We start from the raw sequence: 18,810 nt of genomic DNA, 5'->3' as shown, positions 1-18,810 counted from the left end.
CTGCAAGGACGGAAAGCCGTCGCGCATCAGCATCACCGCAACTCACTCCGCCGCGGCCGCCATCGTTTGGGTCGGCTTGCCCTCGTTCTTGCCTTCCGCAAGGTTGCGCACCACCATGTAGAAGACAGGCGTGAAGATCAGGCCGAACAGAGTAACGCCGAGCATACCGAAGAACACGGCGACCCCGACCGCCTGGCGCATCTCGGAGCCGGAACCGGTCGACAGCACTAGCGGCAGCACGCCAAGGATGAACGCGAACGACGTCATCAGGATCGGCCGCAGGCGGAGCCGGCAGGCCTCGATGACAGCCTCCAGCCGCGGCCTGCCCTCGCGCTCGATGTCGCGCGCGAACTCGACGATCAGGATCGCGTTCTTGGCGGCAAGTCCCACCAGCACCACGAAGCCGATCTGGGTCAGGATGTTGACGTCCTGGCCCATGATGCGCACGCCGATGGTCGCCGCGAACAGGCACATCGGCACGATCAGGATCACCGCGACCGGCAGCGTCCAGCTGCCATATTGCGCCGCCAGCACCAGATAGACGAACAGCACACAGATCGGGAACACATAGAGGCCGGCATTGCCACCCGTCACCTGTTGATAGGACAGATCGGTCCATTCGAGGGAAAAGCCGCTCGGCAATGTTTCGTCGGCGAGCTTCTTGATGGTGTTGAGCGCCGTCGTCGAGCTTACGTTCGGCGCCGGCTCACCCTGCAGTTCGGACGCCGAGTAGAGATTGTAGCGCGCGACACGATCGGGGCCCGAGATGTTCTTAAAGTCCACGACGCTACCGAGCATCACCATATCGCCGGCGGCGTTACGAGTCCGCAGCCGCGCAAGATCGGTGGTCTCCTTGCGGAATGGCAGGTCGGCCTGCGCGGTCACGTGATAAGTGCGGCCGAACAAATTGAAGTCGTTGACGTAGGTCGAGCCGAAATAGGTCTGGATCGTGTCATTGATGTTGGCGATCGGCACCCCGAGCTTCTGCGCCTTGACGCGATCGATGTCGACGAACAGCTGCGGCGTGTTTGCAGAGTACGGCGAGAACACCGAAGTCAGGTTTGGCGACTTCCGCGCGGCGGCGACGAATTCGTCGGTCGCGGCCGCCAGCAGTTCAGGGCCGCGCCCTTGCCGATCCTGGATACGGATGGTGAAGCCGCCGCCGGTGCCGATGCCTGGCACCGCGGGCGGCGGAATGACGATGATGAAAGCGCCCTGGATCACCGACAACCGCTTGCGCAGTTCGGCGGTGATCGCGGTTGCCGTCATCCCCTTCTTCAGCCGCGCCTCCGGCTCGTCGAACACCGGGAACAATGCCGCGGCGTTGCCGGCCTGCGTGCGCGTCGCGCCGGAAAACCCGGCAAATGCCGCGACGCGAACGATGCCGGGCGTGTCCAGCGCAATCCGCTCGATTTCGCGGACCACCGCGGTGGTCCGCGCCAACGACGCGGCGCCTGGCAATTGCACTGAGATGATGAGGTAACCGCGATCCTGCGCGGGAATGAAGCCCTGTGAGGTGGTGGCGAGCAGCCAGCCGGCGCTGCCGATCAGCGCGAGGTAGATCACAAGCATCACCACCGTATGCCGGATCACGAAGTCGGCGGCCGCAGCATAGCCGTGCGCTAGGCCGTCGAAGATGCGGTTGAACAACGCGGTGAAGCTCTCCCAGCCTCGCGCGATGACGTTCCAGCGCGTCGGCGGGCGCTTCTCCTCGTGCGGCACCAGGATCTGCGAGGCCAGCGCCGGCGACAGCGTCAGCGAGCAGAAGAGGGAGATCGCGGTTGCGACCGCAATGGTGACCGCGAATTGCTGGAAGAACTGTCCGGAGATGCCGCCGAGGAAGGCGGTCGGCACGAACACCGCGCACAGCACCAGCGCGATCGAGACCAGCGCGCCACCCACCTCCTCCATCGTCCTGAGCGCCGCCTCGCGCCGGCTCATACCGTGCTCGAGATGCCGCTCGACATTCTCGACCACCACGATGGCGTCGTCGACCACGATGCCGACCGCGAGAACCAGACCGAACAGCGTCAAATTATTGATCGAGAATCCGAGCGCGGCCATCACCGCGAAGGTGCCGACCAGCGACACCGGGATCGCAATGATCGGGATGATCGCGGGCCGCCAGCCCTGCAGAAACACAAGCACCACGATGACGACGAGCGCCATCGCCTCATAAATCGTCTTGATCAGCTCATGGATAGATTGAGCGATGAATTCGGTGGGGTTGTAGCCGATATTGTAGTCGAGCCCCTTCGGGAAGCTCGTCTTGAGCTGCGCCATCGTGTCGGAGATATGCTTGGCGGTCGCGAGCGCGTTCGATCCGGGCCGTTGCGTCACCACCATTGCGACGGCCGTCTTGCGCAAGATTAAGCTGTTGGTGGCGTAGGACAGCGCACCGAGTTCGACGCGGGCAACGTCGCGCAGCCGCACGGTACGGCCATCGGAGCCGGCCTTCACCACGATGTCCTCAAACTGCCGGATATTCTTGAGGCGGCCGGTGAAGACGAGGTTCGGCTGGAATGCGCGATCCACAATCGGCGGCTCCGCGATCTGTCCGCCCGCGATCTGCAAGTTCTGCGCGCGGATCGCTGCCAGCACCTCGGTCGAGGTCAGACCGAGATTGGCGATCCGGTCGGGATCGAGCCACAGCCGCATCGAGTAATCGCGCGCGCCGAACATCTGGATGTCGCCGACGCCGTCGATCCGCAGCAACTGCTCGCGAACCTGGAGCAGCGTGTAGTTGGAGATGTAGAGCTGGTCGAAAGTGTCGTCAGGCGACAGCATGAACACGACCATCAGGATGTCGGGCGAGTTCTTGCGCGTGGTGACGCCATTACGCTGCACCTCCGCCGGCAGCCGCGGCTGCGCGATCGCGACGCGGTTCTGCACCAACACCTGGGCCTTGTCGAGGTCGGTGCCGAGCTTGAAGGTGACGGTAATGGTGAGCTGGCCGTTCGAGGTCGCCTGGCTGTAGAGATACAGCATGTCCTCAACGCCGTTGATCTCCTGCTCGATCGGCGCGGCAACGGTGTCGGACACGGTCTGCGCGGAGGCGCCCGGATATTGCGTGGTGACCGTGACGGTCGGCGGCACCACTTGCGGATATTCTGAGACCGGCAGCGTCTGGTAGGCGATCGCGCCGACAATCAAGAGCACGATCGACAGCACCATCGCCAAGATGGGCTGGTTGATGGAGAGCCTTCCGAGATTCATAGCTTGGCACCTGCCGGAGCCTTCTCGCCTACCGGCGACTGCGCCATTTTCGGCGTCACCTTGGCGCCGACGCGGGCACGCTGCAGGCCGTTGACGATGACGTGATCCTCCGCCTTAAGGCCCTCGCGAATCACGCGTAGCCCTTCGTCGAGCGGCCCGAGCACTACCGGCCTTACCTCCACCGTGTTGTCGTCCTTGACCACGAACACGATCTTGCGCGACTGGTCGGTGGCGATAGCGGTGTCAGGGATCAGCAGCGCCTCGTAGGGCGCGGAGCCGATGATTCGGACGCGACCGAATTGCCCGGGCAGGATCGAGAGATCCTTGTTCGGGATCACGGCGCGGCTGCGCAGCGTCGCGGTGGAGACGTCCAATCGATTGTCGAGGAAGTCCATCTTCCCGTCATGCGAGGGCTTTGTCTCGCCGGTCAGCGTCACCTGCACCGGGTTCGAAGTGTCGCGCGAGCTCGGACGCTTGCCTTCGAACCAGAGCTTGCTGTTGCGCTGATAGGTCTCCTCGTCGACGTCGAAGTAGATGTAGATCGGATCGAGCGACACGATCGAGGTGAGCAGCGTCGCACCGCCGTCGCTGCCCTGCACGAGGTTACCGAGGGTCACCAGATGCCGGCTGACGCGGCCGGTGATCGGCGCGAGCACGTGGGTGAATTCGACATTTAGCTGCGCGGCCTTCAGCGCACCCTCGGCCTGCGTCTCGGCCGCATGAGCCGCCTGCAAGGCCTGACGGCGCTGATCGACGACCTGTTCGGAAACTGCGCTAGTCTGGACCAGTTTTAGCCCACGATCGAGCTCACGCTTGGCAAGCTCGGCCTTGGCCCGCGCGTCGTCGAGTTGGCCCTGAGCCTGCAACGCGACCGCTTCGAACGGGCGCGGATCGATGATGTAGAGCAGATCGCCGGCATGGACGATCGCACCGTCCTTGAACTCGACGCTGTTGACGAAGCCGCCGACGCGGGCGCGGACCTGGACCTCGTCGATCGCCTCGAAGCGGCCGGTGAACTCGTCCCAGTCGGTGACCGTACGCTTGACCGGTTGCGCGACTGTCACCGGCGGCGGAGGCGCGGCCGCCCGCGATTGCGCCTTCTCGTTGCAGCCAGCGAGCGCCAACGCGAACAGCATACCGATCGATGCGCTGCCGCATCGTGCGAGGCGACGCAACGAACCACGATCGAGCCGGGTCGCCGGAGCCGGATGCTCCGTTCTGTCAGTCGTACTCACTTCCGTCTCTCTCCAAGGACATAGAATGTTGCAATTAAATTGGACAGGTCGCGTTCGCGTTGTTACCGTCGGTCGGTCTCGTCGTGACATTGGAGTCGAACGCTCGCCGGAGCACTTCGTCCGTCATGCGGCTTCCGTTGTCCGCGACGATGATTTCTACCACCCCAGTCGACGCTCCTGCGGCACACTGTTCTTCGCAAAGATTACGACCTCGCCACCGTGTTGCAGCCCGGCGCTAGTGTCCGCAAGGAAGCAGCCGCGTCTAGGAAAGGGGAACTCCGCTGACCCCACCGCCAAGAGGCGCAACGACTTCAATTGCGCCGTTGCTTTGCATATCGAGCCTCAGGCTTCTCAATCCGGCATCGTGTTCCGCGCGTCGGTTTCGGCACTGAAAGTTTCGGTTGGGAGAGTGACCTTGCAACGCCGGCGATGGAAATCACCTCTCGGCATAGAGTCGATAGACGCCAGTTATTATCGCTCGCCGCGCGACGTGATGCCGTAGCGAGCAATGCCACGAGCCACATCGCACCTCGAAACCACGCTTCTTTTCAGCGGAGATTTCTAAGCCACGATCAGTCGCGAAGTCGGCAATGAAGCCGTCGCGGCTTGCTTAACCGGTGCCGCGAAATTCGCGCAGTGAGCCCCGAGAGATATGATCGCACATGGCACACGAGAACGGCAGGAAGCGCGCGGGGCTCTCTGGGCCATTCATAATCCGCATGAATAACTCAAATACACTTTTACGATCTAGCGCCTCTTGGACGAATTGGTCACTTTGCGCACCAACGCATGCGACGATCACTCAGGAGATGACCAGCCTCCGCGGAAGCTTCAGTCTGAAGCTACCCTCGCGCGTTGCGTTGACGCCGATCGGCGCATTCACTGGCTCAACGGCGACGGTGATCGCCAAAACGAGACATCTCGCGTATTATCTTTGTAAGCGAGATGTGGCATGCATTTTCGGCCACGAAACCCGGTCGGGAAATAGGACGAAAATAGAGAAGCGGTGAACGACTCTACCCTCTTTTCGTGAACGTTCTTTGCCGAAGAGTGAGTTTGTGGCTATCGAAACAATCAAGAATCGATGCGGTACCTCAAGGCAATACGCGAAGACAAGTTTTCGAACCTGTCTTGTTGTCTCGCACACCGGTTTCTTTGTTGTGATTCTGTAGGTCGATGATGGAAGCATTCGTTCGCCAGCAAAATCGCAGACGGATTTTTGCGAAGCGCCTTGACTATTTGGCTCTGGTTCCCGCAGCGGGGGCGGTTTGTGATCCATTTCTGCTCAATGCTTTTCATGCCATCGTCGGCCCGCAAGCCGTAAGCCTGCCACCGCTCGCAGTCGCCAGCGCGACCTTCATCCTCGTCGTTGCGTTCGTCGTGCCCTTTCTTGGGATCGCTCTGGCTTGTCGACGCATATCCGATCCCGGTTCAAGACGCCTCGCCTATGCGAGCGTTGTGTCGCCAACGCTTTATGTGTTTCTCGGCGTTGTCCAGGCCTTGATCAAGAGCCCTATTCCGGACGAGGTCGTCTGGTGCGCGATTTGGCTGGCAATTGCGATCTGGTCGCAGTCTGCCCGAGATCCGGTCTCGGCAGCTGTGCCTGCAGTCGGGGGGTGGCGGGTTGTCCACGGGGTAACGGCCGTGGTCCTGAGCCTATATGTGGTGTTTCATCTCACCAATCATCTGTTCGGCTTGATAGGACCGGATGCGCATGCGGCCGTTATGAAGATCGGACGCGTGGTTTATCGCTCTGCCGTAGGCGAACCGTTGTTGGTGGCGGCCATGCTTTTCCAAACCGGGACCGGCCTCTTTCTGGCGTGGCGCTGGAGCGCCACGGCGCATGACTTCCAGCGGACCTATCAGGTTGCTTCGGGAGCCTATCTCTCAGTGTTCATTCTCGGCCACATGAATTCGGTCCTCATCTACGCGCGAGGCTTCCTCGGCATACCGACGGATTGGAATTTCGCGATCGGAGCCCCGACTGGGCTCATTCATGACGCATGGAATATCCGTCTGTTGCCTCACTACGCGCTCGGCGCCTTCTTCGTCCTGAGCCACCTTGCTTCAGGGCTGAGAGTGGTGCTGATCGCACACGGTGTCGATCAACGCAATGCCGATCGCTTTTGGGGTGTCTGCGTCGCGATGAGCGCCATCGTCGCGGCAGCAATCATCGCGGGAATGTCCGGCGTCAGGATCGGGGCATTGGCTTTGTGACTTGCGAACGTGATTATCGCGGTCGCATACGCCGTTCCCCTCAAAGGGCGGGACTCCCTGACCCTGGGTGGCGCGCGGTCTGAGAATTTTTCTTACTTGGTTTCCTGTCGGACGCTCCGGAAAAGAACCGTGCTCTCGTCTATGCCGCAGCCAAGGGATAACCAGCGTCCGGCGACCGATGGTGGAGGTCGCAGGGAAATCCTGACCCAATCCGCTTCATACTCAGCTGCTTCGTATGTTTGCTACCGCTCTCTCATGTCGACGGGACTAGCCGAATCGAGAGATTATGAAGAAAGGCGGTCGGTGTCATCTTTGTTACTTGTCGGAAGGCAAATGAGAAGGCCGTGGTGCTGCCGAAGCCTACATCTGCCGCCACCTGCGAGATCGCACACCCCGCCGAGAGTTGATCGATTGCGAGGGCTACTCTTGCTCTTTGCCGCCAGGCCTTGAAAGTCAATCCCGTTTCTATCGGGAACATGCGGCTGATCGTGCGAATCGACGTTGCTGCGCGACGGGCAAGATCACTTATGCCGAGGTGCATCTGCGGATCCGCTAAAGCCAGATCAGCGACGCGTCTTCCGACCACGCTTGTTGGCATCGGAAGGAATACCGGAACGTCGGGCGTCTCGGTAAGCTCGTGAAGAATCAATCGAACGGCAAGCTCGGCTTTTTCGGACTGTATATCGAGCTTAAAGGCGGCGAGGATTAATTCCCGTAGAAGAGGTGTAACCGTCAAGGCAAATATGTAATCCAGTGGCCTTTCCGGCGCCCACTTCTGTAAAGCCGATGGGTGCCAATAGATCATCCGCAATTCGGTGTCGGAAAGCATATCGACCCGATGAGGTATGCCGGCTGGCATCCAGAGCGCAAGTTGGGGCGGGACGAACCATCCTCCAGACGCAGTGTAGACCTGCAGCGTTCCCGAAGTAGCAAAGATCACCTGTGCTTCTTCATGCGCGTGCAATCCGACGGCATCACCTCGGGGGAACGTCCTGCGAAGAATCCTGAACGGCATAGGTATCTGCGCTTGGCGCGTCATATACGTCGATTGGCCACACATCGTTGACACGCGTTGGTATCATTGCGTGACGAATTGGTCGAGCGTCCCGTCGCCCAGACCGGATTGCCCATTTCGATCCCGACCTGTTCTAACAAGAGAGCTAATGTTGAAGAGAATACCGATTACTGGCGTGCAGTTATGGCCGACGCCACTCACCTGTTCGCTCAACGTTAGGTGCCGATCTGCGGAATCCGTTACTGAGAATACGCGCAAGATCCGCGGCCCAAAGTTCGCACCGAAGATTGCATCCTGATGGGCGGCGAATGTTTAATGGCGTCGCAGCGCCGCCGGGCGATGCTCTGCATCTTGCTTGGACTTGGTCTAAGTTCCCTCGGAAGCGCGATTGTTAATATCGCCTTGCCAAGCATGTCGCGTTCATTCGCAAGTAGTGGCGCGACGACCGTGTGGGTCGTGAATGCCTATCAGCTCTCGGCAACGGTCTGCTTGTTGCCCGTTGCAAGTCTGGCCGAATCACTCGGTCTAAAGCGCGTTTATGCCTCCAGTCTAGCTATTTTTGTCCTCGCGTCGCTGGGTTGCGCTTTCGCTCCAACACTTCCGATGCTGGTGAGTGCGCGCTTGATTCAAGGTGCCGGAGCGGCCGGGATTTCTGTGGCCGGCATTGCACTTGTACGCGCGATCTATCCGCAGCGCATGGTCAGTAAGGGCCTCGCGCTGGTCGCATTAGCGGTGGCGATACCTGGAGCATTGGGGCCTACCATCGCCGCGACAATACTTGTCGTCGCAAAATGGCCTTGGCTGTTTCTGGTGAATGCGCCGTTCGGCCTCGCCGTACCGCTATTTGTTGCCGCTGCACCACCAGACGTTCGGGTTGCTCGCCCTCTCGATCTGACCGGCATAGCTCTCAGTGCTTTAGCGTTCGGGCTTTTCGTCGCCGGTATCGGCACGCTGGGTATTGGCGATGGACGCATTGCGACGGGAGAGATCGTAGTAAGTTTTTTCTGTTTTAGCCTCTTCGTTCGACAACAGCTTCAGCATCCTTTTCCGATGTTGCCATTCGATCTTTTCCGTATACCTCTGTTTGCCCTATCGGTGTGGACATCTGTCTGCTCCTATGCGGCACAAATTCTGGCTTACGTCTCCTTGCCGTTTTTATTTGAGACGGGGATGCATCTTTCAGCCGTGGAAACGGGTCTTCTCGTGACGCCCTGGCCGCTCATGACTGCCGTTACGGCTCCGATCGCCGGTCGCTTGACAAGCCGCTACCCCGCCTCGGTGCTTTGTAGCATTGGCTTGATGTTTTTGTCGGCCGGTTTGCTTCTGATGGTCTTCTTGCCGACAACTCCGTCGAAGTGGGATGTCGTATGGCGGCTGGCCCTTTGCGGTATCGGCTTTGGCCTTTTCCAGACCCCGAACAACACTGCGATGATGACGGCTGGACCCATAGGGCGTAGCGGGGCCGCAAGTGGGATGAATGCTGCGGCTCGCTACGTCGGATGGTCACTTGGTTCCGCCTTGGTCTCACTGATCTTCGGTTTGGGCGGAGATCATGGCGCGGTCTTTTGTTTGGCCGCCGGAATGGCTTTCGCTCTGATGGGAAGCGCTACCAGCAGCGCTCGTCGCTTCAGATAGCGTCCAAATGCGGGACGGCAGTATCTCGTCAGAGCTTTGTGTGGCGATATCTGCGCTATGTGCTCGCCGCTGCACACAAACGTAGCTTTCGACGAGCCGCCGCCGAACTCGGGGTTCGGGAATGGACGATCAGATGTAGCATCCGAGACTTGGAAGATGAAGTAGGGGTTCCGAGCTTATACGGTACCCCTGGTGGCGTAGACGCTCGCCAACGCAGGCAAAAGATTCCTAAAATCATGCTCACAAGGCGATGGGTCGCATCAAATACGCCTTAGACGATGGCGTCCGGCGTCGGGGTTATTGCGGCCGTAAAGGCGCCGCCGATCGAGGTCGCGGCGGCTACGGCGAGACCGACCTCGTAGCCAGACTCGAAAGACACGACACCGGCGGCCAGTGCCACGCCGACAAGCTGCGCGATCCGGCTCACCGCATTGTTGATGCCGGAGGCGAGCCCTTCGTTCGTCTGATCAACGCTCGACATGACGGACGCGGTGAGCGGTGCCACGAGCACTGCGAAGGACAGGCCAAGCAGCGTCATGGGTGCGATAACGCCAAGTATCAAGGATTCCTTCTGACTGAGTGCCATCCAAACATATGCCAGTGCGGCACCTACCGGTCCCGCGATGAGCATGGTCCGCGCGCCAATCTTGTCCGCCAACCCGCCGAAGACATTCGACAGGAGTCCCACGCCGAGCGTGAAAGGCACGAATGTCAGCCCGGCATCGGTCGTCGATAGGGTGCGGCGATCGACGAGATCAAAAGGTAGCAGGAAGAACATGATCGAAATCCCCGTATAGATCATCAGGGTCGCGACGTTCAGCCCGAGGAAGGCGTGGTTCTCAACAAGGCGCGGTGGCGTCATCGGATGTTCGCTTCTGCACTCCCAGAACGCATAGACCGCGAGCCCGACAATGCCGAGCCCGGCGACGATCGCGATCGTCGTGCCTGTCCGAGCCGGAGCGTCCGCGACGCCCTGAGCTTCACTAGGTCCGATCTGGCTGAGCGCCCAGGCGAGCGCCCCGAGCGCCGAAGCCAGGATCGCGGCGCCGATCACGTCGAACCGGCGCTGAATGCGGCCATCTTTGGGCGCAAAGACCAGCAGAACTCCCACCGCTATGAGCGCGAGTGGCAGGTTGATCCAGAACACGGATGGCCAGCCCAGGATCTCGGTCAGCCAGCCGCCCAAGACAGGGCCTCCAGCGGTGGTGAGAGCCGACGCCGCGGCCCATACGCCGACTGCTCGATTTCGCTCCGTGCGCGGATAAGTGGCCCCGATCAGGGCGAGACTGGCAGGGGTAACGATTGCAGCGGCCGCTCCCTGAACGACGCGCGCGGCGATCAACCAGGCGGGCGAAGGCGCCAACGCGCAAGCCGCGGACGCCAGACCGAACAGGACGCAACCGAGCGCGAGCATGCGCGCTTTGCCGCAAATATCGGCGAGCGCACCGCCGATCAATGTCAGCGAGGCGAGCGCCAGCATATACCCGTTGAGAACCCATTGAACGGAGGCGAGGTCCGCACCGAAATCCGCGCGCAATCTCGGCAACGCGACCGGAAGCGCCGTCCCGTCGATGAACGCCATCGAGGATGCGAGCACGCAGGCGACCAGCACCATGCTCCGGTGTCGACCCTGCTCTCCCCGCCCGAGCTCTCCCGGGCCCGATTCCGCATCGATAACGCCGCGGCTGCATGGCTCTACGGACGGCCGTGCCATTCATCGACCTCCCCGCCAATCCGCTGGTCTTCAGTTCTTTGCTAAAGATTTGAGGTGGCGGACGAAGCCGAGCACATCATCGGGCATCAGACGGCCGATCGCGCGGGTCGAATAGACGGCCGTCACCACTTGGCCTTCGGGATTGAGGACGAAGCCGGTTGCCTGGAGACAGACGGGATCGTCATTGACGAAGGCGCCGGTGACCGCGGAAACCGCTCGCGCGTCGGCGCCGTAAGCGACCGGGAAACCAAGCTTGTGCTTTTCGACGAGTGTCTCCGACTTTTCCCGATCGTCTACCGATACCGCGACGACCTTGATACCTTCCCCAGCGAATTGGTCCGCCGCGCGCGCGAAAGCGGCAAGCTGGGCGTTGCAGTACGGACACCAGGAACCGCGGTGGAATAAGACCACGCCGAACCCACCAGCCAGATCCACCGGCAAATGGATTTCGCCGCCACCGACGCGAGCAAAGGTAAGAGAGGGAAAGACATCGCCATTTTGCAGCATTACAATTGGTCTCGTTGTTTGAACTGCCGGGCGCTCAACGCGCCTGCAGTTCCCGCGAGAACGGCCGTCGCATCTAGGAATAACGTAACTTCGCTGATCCCACCTCCGAGAGGCATGACGACTCAATTACGTCGTTACTTTGCATATCGAGCGCCTAGCTTCTCGATTCGGCATCGCGTATCGGTCGCGGCAGCGAAGGTCTACGACGAGGGTTTTGAGAATGACCTTGGAAGGCCGGCGAGGGAAATCACCTCTCGTTATACAGTCGATAGACGATCGTTATTGCCGCTAGCCGCGCCACGTGATGCCGTATCGAGAAATGCTATCAGCCGCACCTGCAGAGACTTCTAAACCCGTTCGCTCGCCGTATCGGCAACTCCCGTGGCGGCTTGCGCGCGGCTCGTGGCTATCCGCTCCGGAACTGATAAGTGGGCATGGCGTCGATGATGTGTAACTGGTGTTGCCCGACGGCAGTACGCTTGACGCATGGCCTGCCCGATTTTCCAGGTGCGTTGCGGAGAGGCAACACGCTCTTCCGCTGGAGACCGGAGCAGCAGCCGTCTCTACGTACGCCATCGACACCTCAAAGCCGCGGTGAACGCGTGGGAATGGAAACCATAACAGTTAGATATTTCCCGAGTGAAATGCCGCCGGCGTAGCATCGCCCAAGAGGCGCTTTGGAGTCGTTGAATTGATGTCGCGAGGAGTGACCGGCGAACGGACGCGGCGGCGCGGCTTCAAGCTGCCGGCCAATGATCTCGCGCGCCGCCGATCACGCGACCTAACCTGAGGGATTGGGTTGTGAGCAGCGCGCCCCTGATCCAGACCGGCCGCAGCCTGGCGCTCTCCGAGCCTAAGGCCGTTGGCGCGCAGGGCGGCATCAAAGTGCTCGGCTCCGGTCTGAACCTTCGGGTGCTCGTCCCCCTGATCGTCGGTCTGGGCGGCCTATTCGGCCTCATCGTGAACGAACGGCGATTAGGCGGCAACGCCATGCTGCCCCCGTCCCTCTTCGCCTCGCGGTCGGTCGTCGGCGCGAACCTGTTCACTGCGCTCTTCGACGGGCCGTTCACGGTCATGCGAACCTTGATGCCGTTCCTGATGATCCGGGACTCGCACCTGCCGACGCTGGTGGCGGGCCTAGCATTCATTCCCCTGCAAGTGCTGCTTACGGTCGTGTTGCCGCTCGCCAGCATGCTTTGCCGCCGGTTCGGCTGGCGCTTGCCATTCTTCGCCAGCAGCGCCGTCGTCGCCTTGGGATGCGCCGTCGCGCTCCGTGTCGGTTCGAACGCGACTTATTGGACGCACATATTATCTCCTATTCTGTCGTTGGCGCTGGGCATGAGCCTGGTGATCGCGCCGTTGGCGACTCTCGTTCCGCGCCGGAACCGCATCTGGCGTCAACAGCGCGGTCTCGCGCGCCGGGTCGCTCTTCGCGATCGCCCCGCTCGGCGGCATCCTGCAGCAGGGCGGTCCCCAGCTGCTCTCGGGATTCCACATGGCGATGGCTGGCGCCGCGGTCGCTGCGTTCTCGCCACGCTCGCGGTGTTCATTATCGAGCCGGGGCCCCGCGTCGAGTTCATCCCGCCCGCCTGACCCGTTCGGCGCGGAACAAGACCATCTATCGGAAGAAGGAGAAAACCCATGAAGATCCACACCATCATCGCTGCCGCCTGCGCGGCCCTCGCCATCCCGATAGCCGGCGCCGTCTCGGCCCATGACGGCAAAACGGAAACCGTCACGAAGAACTTCGAGGCGGCAATTCCCAGTATGCCTGGCAAGTCGCTGCTCGCGGTGGAGGTCGATTACGGACCGGGCGCGGCCTCTCCGTCCCACACCCACGCGAAGTCGGCTTTCATCTACGCCTATGTGATCTCGGGTGCGATCGAGTCGAGGGTGAACGACGGCGAGACGCGCATCTATCGAGCCGGCGAGAGCTGGTCCGAACCACCGGGTGCGATCCATTCGATCAGCCGCAACGCGAGCAAGACCGAGCCGGCAAAGCTGCTCGCTGTCTTCGTACTCGACACCAATGACAATCCTCTTACCGCGCCCATCAAATAAAGGCTATCCGGATTTGCGTGTTAAATCTTGGCAATCCAGGGCACACGCGCTCCGGATTATCGTGTTGACGACAAGTTGTAGGATCCGCACCCAGGCGACCACCGCTCGGCGCTGCGCGGCGCGCCAATGCGGAGGCGGAAGGAGAACGCCCGTTGCAGTCGTTCACAGCGTGGGAATGTTTCCTTGCCCGAATGAGAGCGCGATGACCGAGAAGCTGTTGCCACCGTGGGAAGAAGTCCTGTCAGCTGCATGTCTACTGCAAAGGATTCTCCCGGATGCTGTGCTGGTCGGCGGCACCACCGCATCGCTTTACGCCAAGCACCGCTTTTCGCGTGACGCCGACGCCGGATCGAGACCGAGCCGGCCCGCCAATGTAAGGCGCGCGCTCATTTTGTGAAACGGTGAGTGGCAGGCCGCAGGGCATTCACCACGAGGTCACCGTCTCGCCGCCGCGGGGCGGCGTGAGAACCGGCTGCTGGACTGACATTTGTAGCCTCCTGATCGTGTTAAAGATGACTATCCACCACCCGAAGAGAGTGACCTTGCAACGCCGGCGAGGGAAATCACCTCTCGCCATAGAGTCGAGGGGATCGTTATTGCCGCCGCGCCGCGGAGGTGGTCGGCTTTAGAGGTCGAGCGCCATAAACCTTCGTATCGTATCGGTGCCTCCTTTAGATGCCCGACAGTTACCGACGTTCAATTGAGCCGCTGATCGCGATCATCTTAGGTTGGATGCGTTGGAAAAATGCATAGGCTGTGAAGTGCGACAGGCGCGAGATGAACAATCACTTTTGGCATACAACACTTGTTGCATTCATCGTCATGCTGTCGATTTCCACAATCGGTCAAGCACGCGCCCACGATCATCAGCACCCTGAGTTGAACAGTTGGTATGAGAGCTTGTACAGCGGCAAAGGGCCCTGCTGCGATGGCAGTGATGCGAAGCGCGTTGATGACGCCGATTGGAACACTAAGGACGGTCACTATCGCGTGCGCATTGATGGAGAGTGGATTGATGTTCCGAACGACGCTGTCGTGGATGGACCGAACCGCGCTGGTCGCACGATGGTCTGGCCCTACTATCTGAACGGCGCTTTAGTTGGCGTCAGATGCTTCATGCCGGGGAGCATGGGCTGATCGCGAGCGCAGGGCGATCACGCTCTTGCACATAAGCGTGAGTGAGACATGTCCAATCCCGTCGCAAAGATCGTCGATCGTCACCTGAAAATCTGGAACACTCGACACGCTGCTGAGCGCATCACAGCCATCCCTTCAACCTATGCAGAAGACGTGGTCATCGGCGAGCCGGCAGCGTGGTTTTCAGGTTTTGCGGGCGTTGAACTTGCAATTAAAGCAGTACAGGCGCAGATGCCGGGAATGGACCTCGCGGTCACTGGCCCGATCCAAACAACGGGGGACATGTCTACGTACACTTGGACGCTCGCGGGGAAAGATGGCAACCCCGTCGTCAAGGGCCGGGAATGTGATCACGGTGAAGCATGAACGGATCATCAGCCGATACATTTTTTTCGACATCTGACCTTTACGACGCGCGCGGCCTTTGCGCCCCTCGTTTTTCGGGGGCAGCTCGGATCGAATGGCGGATCGGGGGACTTGGCTTCGTGTCACCACGCCGGATTCTCGAAATGCTTCTGAGGCGACCTGCCCCATCTGCAAAATGGCGATGTCTTTTCCTCTCTTATCTCGATCCGGCATCCGGTCGGCGACGTGGCGCACGACAAATCCACCGCAGGAGCGGCGTCATAGTCAAGGACGGCGGCGCGCGTTGGCGGCGGCAACGGGTTTAGAAGTCTCTGCAGATGTGGCTGGTGGCATTCCTCGCTACGGCATCACGCGGCGAAGCGGCAATAACGATCCTCTATCGGCTCTATGGCGAGAGGTGATTTCCCTCGCCGGCCTTGCAAGTTCATTCTCCAAAGCATCGTCTTACCGAAACTTTCAGTGCCACCGCCGAGACGCGATGCCGGATTGAGAAGTCAGGAGGCTCGAATGCAAAGTAGCGACGTAAACGCAGCAGCAGCGAATGGTAAAGAGGCCACCTATTTCGGTGTGCCGTGGGAAGATGCCTACGGATACGCACAGGCGATCAAGATTGGTGACACGATCCATGTCTCCGGCCAGCTCAGCCACGACGAGAAGGGGATCCTGATCGCGCCTGCTTCTCTCGATGAATTCGGCAAGCCGGCCGAGCTCTCGATGATGGAACAGCAGATGCGGGCGACCTATGCCAATGCCGTCAAGCTTTTGGCGCGCTTCGGGGCAACGCTGGACAACGTCGTCGAGGAGACGCTCTATGTGCTCGATGTCGTCGCCGCATTCGCCGCCCCAGGCAAGGTGCGCAAGGAGGCCTACGGCACGGCACGACCTCGGTGCGCCAGCAACCTGATCGGTGTGACGAGACTGGCCTTTCCTGAACAGCTCATCGAAATCACCTTCAAGGCTATGCTGTAAAGGCGCGCGCGAAATGACTGGCCGCACGACGGACATTGGCGAGCCGCGAGAGATCGCGGAGAAGCCCGCGGTCCGAATTGGCCTACGGTAAGGCCGCCTCAGTTGGCGGCCTCCTCATTCCGAATGTCACCTGTTGGCCCGAAGGCGATGATCGCGAGGGTCGCCAGCGTGTCAGCAGTCGAGGCCAGACCGGACAAGCGGCGACGCGGCCAAATCGACGCGAATGACCATAGCAGACCTTTAGAGATCACCGATCATGATCACGTTTTTTCAACATAACGGTACAATGTGATCACAACGATAGCCGGTATCCCCCAGAAGATTGCTACTAAGAGACTAACAAAACCAAAGGTGTTCGCATCCTTGCTCCCACCGAGAAGCAATGTAGCCACCACCACCGATATAGCGACAATTCCAACAAGCTTCGCAAAAGATTTCGCGTTCACGAGCCTTGACCCTTGAGGTGGATGATCACTCCATACCGGGTGAAGATCGATGGCGAACATAACCTGGAATTGGCCGCTGGGCAGCCCAATGCCGCAACTCTTCACCGGCGCGTGCTGAAAAATCTGTAAGGCGGCGACAGGTCCCTATTGCCTCTTCGCGAACATTCGCGGCATGGGGAAACGTCCGAAGTCGAGGTGAGACCAGAAGTCACCCGCTAACGCTCAAACCGACGCTCATGACCCGTATCGGGCCTTCGCGTCGGCCCGCGCTCTGTGCGGATGGTAATCAGAGATGGCGCACGCAGATCACAACCGATTGTCCGGGCGCACAGGCAACGTGAAGGCAAAAACGGCCCCTTTAGGCTCGGCCCCGGTTGCCCACAATCGTCCCTCGTGCGCCTCAATGATTGAGCGGCAGATCGAGAGACCCATTCCCAAACCGCTCGACTTGGTCGTGTAGAAGGGATCAAATAGGCGATCGATGCTCTCGGGCGCGATGCCGGGGCCCGAATCCTGCACCGCGATTCGTATTTCTTTCTGGTCGACTCTGTCCGTGTTGATTAGCAGCTGTCGCGTCCCTTCGTCTGAGCCGCTCATCGCTTCGACCGCATTGACAATCAGGTTGAGGACGACTTGCTGCAGTTGGACTCGATCCCCTTAAACAGGCGGCAGCCCCTCGGTGAGCTGCGTCTGAATGGAAACACGGTTCTTGGCCGCTTCGAGTCGGGTCAGTGCAACGACCTCGAGGATCGTTTCGTTGATAGCCAATGCGTCCCTTCGCGGAGGGGCCTTCTTGACCAGCGCGCGTGTCCGATCGATGACGTCGTCGGTCCGGAGGCCCGCCTGCACGATAGCGTCGAACGCTTGCCGGGCCTCGTCCAGATTTGGCGGTTGGGCACCGAGCCAATTCATGCCGGCGTTGGCGCAAGCGACGACCGCTGCGAGCGGCTGCTTGATTTCGTGGGCAATCGATGCCGTCAGGTGGCTCATCGTAGCGACGCGGTTCGCGTGCGCGAGTTCCATCTGTGCCTGAGTGTATGCCCGTTCGGCTCTCTTCTGAGCGGTCAGGTCGAGCACGAAGGCAACACCCTCCTCTGACGCTTCTTCGAACATCGCCATTCCGACCAGCACCGGCACGCGGCCACCGTTCCTTTGGACGTATTCTGTCTCGTAGGGATGGACCACTCGGGTCGCCTTTAGCTCGGCCAAGCGTTGCTTGTCGACACTGCGCATTTCGGTGGGAGTCAATTCCGTCCGGCCCAGACGCTTGGAGACGAGATCGTCGCGGCTGTATCCAGTAATGCGGAGAAAGGCTTCATTCGCGTCAACGAGCCGATCGTTAGGACCCCAGATGAAGATACCGACGATGTTGGCGTCGATCAGGCGACGCACTTTCGCCTCCCGCCTTTGAAGTTCGACGAGAAGTTCGATGAAGCCGATAGACATGGAAATCATCGCGAACAGAATGACCAGCCAGTTGAGGTCGCGATGAAGAGCCTCCATGGCCTTCCTTGCTTCACCCATCTCAATGACCATCGGAAGCACGTGCATGGTCGCGAGGTCGGCCGCATAAAATAAAGCAACAGTCAGCAGTCCCAAGTTGATGAGCAGCAGGCTGATTCGCGGCCGTTCGAAGCGCTTTCCGTGACCGATCAGTCGGCAACGCCATATGCCATAGACGGTAACTGCTATGATCAGGAGATCGATAGTCGTCATCAGAGGCACGGAATCCGAGATCATGGCTTCGTCCGGAACTCGCGGCCGAATGAACTTAGCCGATCGTGTCGCATGCGCAGAACATTAATCTAGTCTCAATTATTCGGAACAACTAGCGGGTGCTCGCACTCTGTGACCGACGAAATGTCCGGTCATGGTCCATCGGAGAAGCCGTCGCTCGCCCCCTCAGGGTCTGCTTGGCGGAGTCAAGCGGACGTGAATTGCTCGTGTTAAGCTATTCTCAGTTTGACCCTGGCTGTGTGAAAAGCCACGAGTCAGCTACGATTCCTCCGTTTCCTGATGGGGGATACGGATGGGACGCTTCGTTGAAGGTGCGGACAGATCCCAGCTGACGCTCTTGCCGGAATGTTTGGAGGATTGGGTAAGCGAAGACAACGCGGTCCATGTGATCGACGTGTTCGTCGAGGCGCTCGATCTGCATGGAATGGGGTTTGAGCGTGTGATCGCCAAGGAGACGGGCCGGCCCTCCTATCATCCGGCAGTCCTTCTGAAGCTTTACATTTACGGTTATCTCAATCGGGTGCAATCCAGTCGCCGCCTGGAACGTGAGGCGTG

The 18,810-nt window shown here is 60.2% G+C and carries 16 protein-coding genes and 1 pseudogene; 10 read left to right on the top strand and 7 right to left on the bottom strand.

Annotated elements, in window-relative coordinates; all coding sequences use genetic code 11:
* Positions 1-42: 42 nt before the first annotated feature.
* Both BLV07_RS40125 and BLV07_RS40120 read right to left on the bottom strand, forming a co-directional pair.
* Entirely contained in the window at positions 43-3,216 is a 3,174-nt protein-coding gene (locus BLV07_RS40125; protein WP_091897534.1) for an efflux RND transporter permease subunit, read from the bottom strand.
* Positions 3,213-4,391: an efflux RND transporter periplasmic adaptor subunit gene (locus tag BLV07_RS40120; RefSeq protein WP_502690286.1), complete on the bottom strand. Its 1,179-nt coding sequence runs from the start codon at positions 4,389-4,391 to the stop codon at positions 3,213-3,215. The genes BLV07_RS40125 and BLV07_RS40120 overlap by 4 nt, the downstream gene beginning before the upstream one ends.
* Before the next feature lie 1,236 nt (positions 4,392-5,627).
* On the opposite strand from BLV07_RS40120, the gene BLV07_RS40115 reads away from it, so the two are divergent.
* Entirely contained in the window at positions 5,628-6,668 is a 1,041-nt protein-coding gene (locus BLV07_RS40115; RefSeq protein WP_244551377.1) for a hypothetical protein, read from the top strand.
* 253 nt (positions 6,669-6,921) lie between these two features.
* Here the strand turns inward: BLV07_RS40115 and BLV07_RS40110 are convergent, their stop codons facing one another.
* Complete coding sequence (locus BLV07_RS40110; protein ID WP_091897603.1) at positions 6,922-7,683, bottom strand: AraC family transcriptional regulator; 762 nt, start codon at positions 7,681-7,683, stop codon at positions 6,922-6,924.
* A gap of 315 nt (positions 7,684-7,998) precedes the next feature.
* On the opposite strand from BLV07_RS40110, the gene BLV07_RS40105 reads away from it, so the two are divergent.
* Both BLV07_RS40105 and BLV07_RS40100 read left to right on the top strand, forming a co-directional pair.
* The gene (locus tag BLV07_RS40105; RefSeq protein WP_210187844.1) at positions 7,999-9,318 is read left to right on the top strand and encodes an MFS transporter; all 1,320 of its coding nucleotides are present in this window, start codon (positions 7,999-8,001) and stop codon (positions 9,316-9,318) included.
* Between the two features lie 38 nt (positions 9,319-9,356).
* Positions 9,357-9,593: a LysR family transcriptional regulator gene (locus BLV07_RS40100; RefSeq protein ID WP_244551376.1), complete on the top strand. Its 237-nt coding sequence runs from the start codon at positions 9,357-9,359 to the stop codon at positions 9,591-9,593.
* Here BLV07_RS40100 and BLV07_RS40095 read toward each other — a convergent pair.
* Both BLV07_RS40095 and BLV07_RS40090 read right to left on the bottom strand, forming a co-directional pair.
* The gene (locus BLV07_RS40095; RefSeq protein ID WP_091897525.1) at positions 9,590-11,032 is read right to left on the bottom strand and encodes an MFS transporter; all 1,443 of its coding nucleotides are present in this window, start codon (positions 11,030-11,032) and stop codon (positions 9,590-9,592) included. The two genes, BLV07_RS40100 and BLV07_RS40095, sit on opposite strands and share 4 nt — an antisense overlap.
* Positions 11,033-11,062: 30 nt before the next feature.
* Entirely contained in the window at positions 11,063-11,539 is a 477-nt protein-coding gene (locus BLV07_RS40090; RefSeq protein ID WP_210187843.1) for a redoxin domain-containing protein, read from the bottom strand.
* Between the two features lie 801 nt (positions 11,540-12,340).
* On the opposite strand from BLV07_RS40090, the gene BLV07_RS40085 reads away from it, so the two are divergent.
* From BLV07_RS40085 to BLV07_RS40060, 6 genes are all read left to right on the top strand, one after another.
* Entirely contained in the window at positions 12,341-13,132 is a 792-nt protein-coding gene (locus tag BLV07_RS40085; RefSeq protein WP_091897522.1) for an MFS transporter, read from the top strand.
* A gap of 48 nt (positions 13,133-13,180) precedes the next feature.
* The gene (locus BLV07_RS40080) at positions 13,181-13,600 is read left to right on the top strand and encodes a cupin domain-containing protein (protein ID WP_091897519.1); all 420 of its coding nucleotides are present in this window, start codon (positions 13,181-13,183) and stop codon (positions 13,598-13,600) included.
* Between the two features lie 202 nt (positions 13,601-13,802).
* Positions 13,803-13,997 carry a hypothetical protein gene (locus tag BLV07_RS40075; RefSeq protein WP_176946077.1) on the top strand — a complete coding sequence of 65 codons (195 nt, stop codon included), beginning with the start codon at positions 13,803-13,805 and terminating at the stop codon, positions 13,995-13,997.
* A 380-nt stretch (positions 13,998-14,377) separates the two neighbouring features.
* On the top strand, positions 14,378-14,737 hold the full coding sequence (locus BLV07_RS40070; protein WP_176946076.1) for a hypothetical protein: 360 nt from the start codon (positions 14,378-14,380) through the stop codon (positions 14,735-14,737).
* Between the two features lie 48 nt (positions 14,738-14,785).
* Entirely contained in the window at positions 14,786-15,103 is a 318-nt protein-coding gene (locus BLV07_RS40065) for a hypothetical protein (protein WP_091897513.1), read from the top strand.
* Between the two features lie 507 nt (positions 15,104-15,610).
* Complete coding sequence (locus tag BLV07_RS40060; RefSeq protein WP_091897510.1) at positions 15,611-16,072, top strand: Rid family hydrolase; 462 nt, start codon at positions 15,611-15,613, stop codon at positions 16,070-16,072.
* Between the two features lie 752 nt (positions 16,073-16,824).
* Here the strand turns inward: BLV07_RS40060 and BLV07_RS40055 are convergent.
* A pseudogene (locus BLV07_RS40055) lies at positions 16,825-17,163 on the bottom strand (ATP-binding protein); the annotation flags it as partial.
* Positions 17,164-17,175: 12 nt separating this feature from the next.
* Positions 17,176-18,258, bottom strand: a complete 1,083-nt coding sequence (locus tag BLV07_RS40050; RefSeq protein WP_091897504.1) for a PAS domain S-box protein — start codon at positions 18,256-18,258, stop codon at positions 17,176-17,178.
* A gap of 289 nt (positions 18,259-18,547) precedes the next feature.
* Here BLV07_RS40050 and BLV07_RS40045 point away from each other — a divergent pair.
* The coding region (locus tag BLV07_RS40045) for a transposase (RefSeq protein ID WP_143035661.1) at positions 18,548-18,810 on the top strand (263 nt) is incomplete at its 3' end.

Source organism: Bradyrhizobium sp. Rc2d (assembly GCF_900099855.1).
Classification (GTDB): Bacteria; Pseudomonadota; Alphaproteobacteria; order Rhizobiales; family Xanthobacteraceae; genus Bradyrhizobium.
Note: the sequence above shows the minus strand (reverse complement) of the source record. Positions and strands in the feature narration are given on the sequence as shown.

Coding starts and splice junctions, on each gene's coding strand:
- BLV07_RS40070 (WP_176946076.1), top strand. CDS start 14,378: ATGAACAATCACTTTTGGCATACAACACTTGTTGCATTCATCGTCATG.
- BLV07_RS40105 (WP_210187844.1), top strand. CDS start 7,999: ATGGCGTCGCAGCGCCGCCGGGCGATGCTCTGCATCTTGCTTGGACTT.
- BLV07_RS40125 (WP_091897534.1), bottom strand. CDS start 3,216: ATGAATCTCGGAAGGCTCTCCATCAACCAGCCCATCTTGGCGATGGTG.
- BLV07_RS40115 (WP_244551377.1), top strand. CDS start 5,628: ATGATGGAAGCATTCGTTCGCCAGCAAAATCGCAGACGGATTTTTGCG.
- BLV07_RS40110 (WP_091897603.1), bottom strand. CDS start 7,683: ATGCCGTTCAGGATTCTTCGCAGGACGTTCCCCCGAGGTGATGCCGTC.
- BLV07_RS40050 (WP_091897504.1), bottom strand. CDS start 18,258: ATGATCTCGGATTCCGTGCCTCTGATGACGACTATCGATCTCCTGATC.
- BLV07_RS40090 (WP_210187843.1), bottom strand. CDS start 11,539: ATGCTGCAAAATGGCGATGTCTTTCCCTCTCTTACCTTTGCTCGCGTC.
- BLV07_RS40065 (WP_091897513.1), top strand. CDS start 14,786: ATGTCCAATCCCGTCGCAAAGATCGTCGATCGTCACCTGAAAATCTGG.
- BLV07_RS40095 (WP_091897525.1), bottom strand. CDS start 11,032: ATGGCACGGCCGTCCGTAGAGCCATGCAGCCGCGGCGTTATCGATGCG.
- BLV07_RS40060 (WP_091897510.1), top strand. CDS start 15,611: ATGCAAAGTAGCGACGTAAACGCAGCAGCAGCGAATGGTAAAGAGGCC.
- BLV07_RS40080 (WP_091897519.1), top strand. CDS start 13,181: ATGAAGATCCACACCATCATCGCTGCCGCCTGCGCGGCCCTCGCCATC.
- BLV07_RS40075 (WP_176946077.1), top strand. CDS start 13,803: ATGACCGAGAAGCTGTTGCCACCGTGGGAAGAAGTCCTGTCAGCTGCA.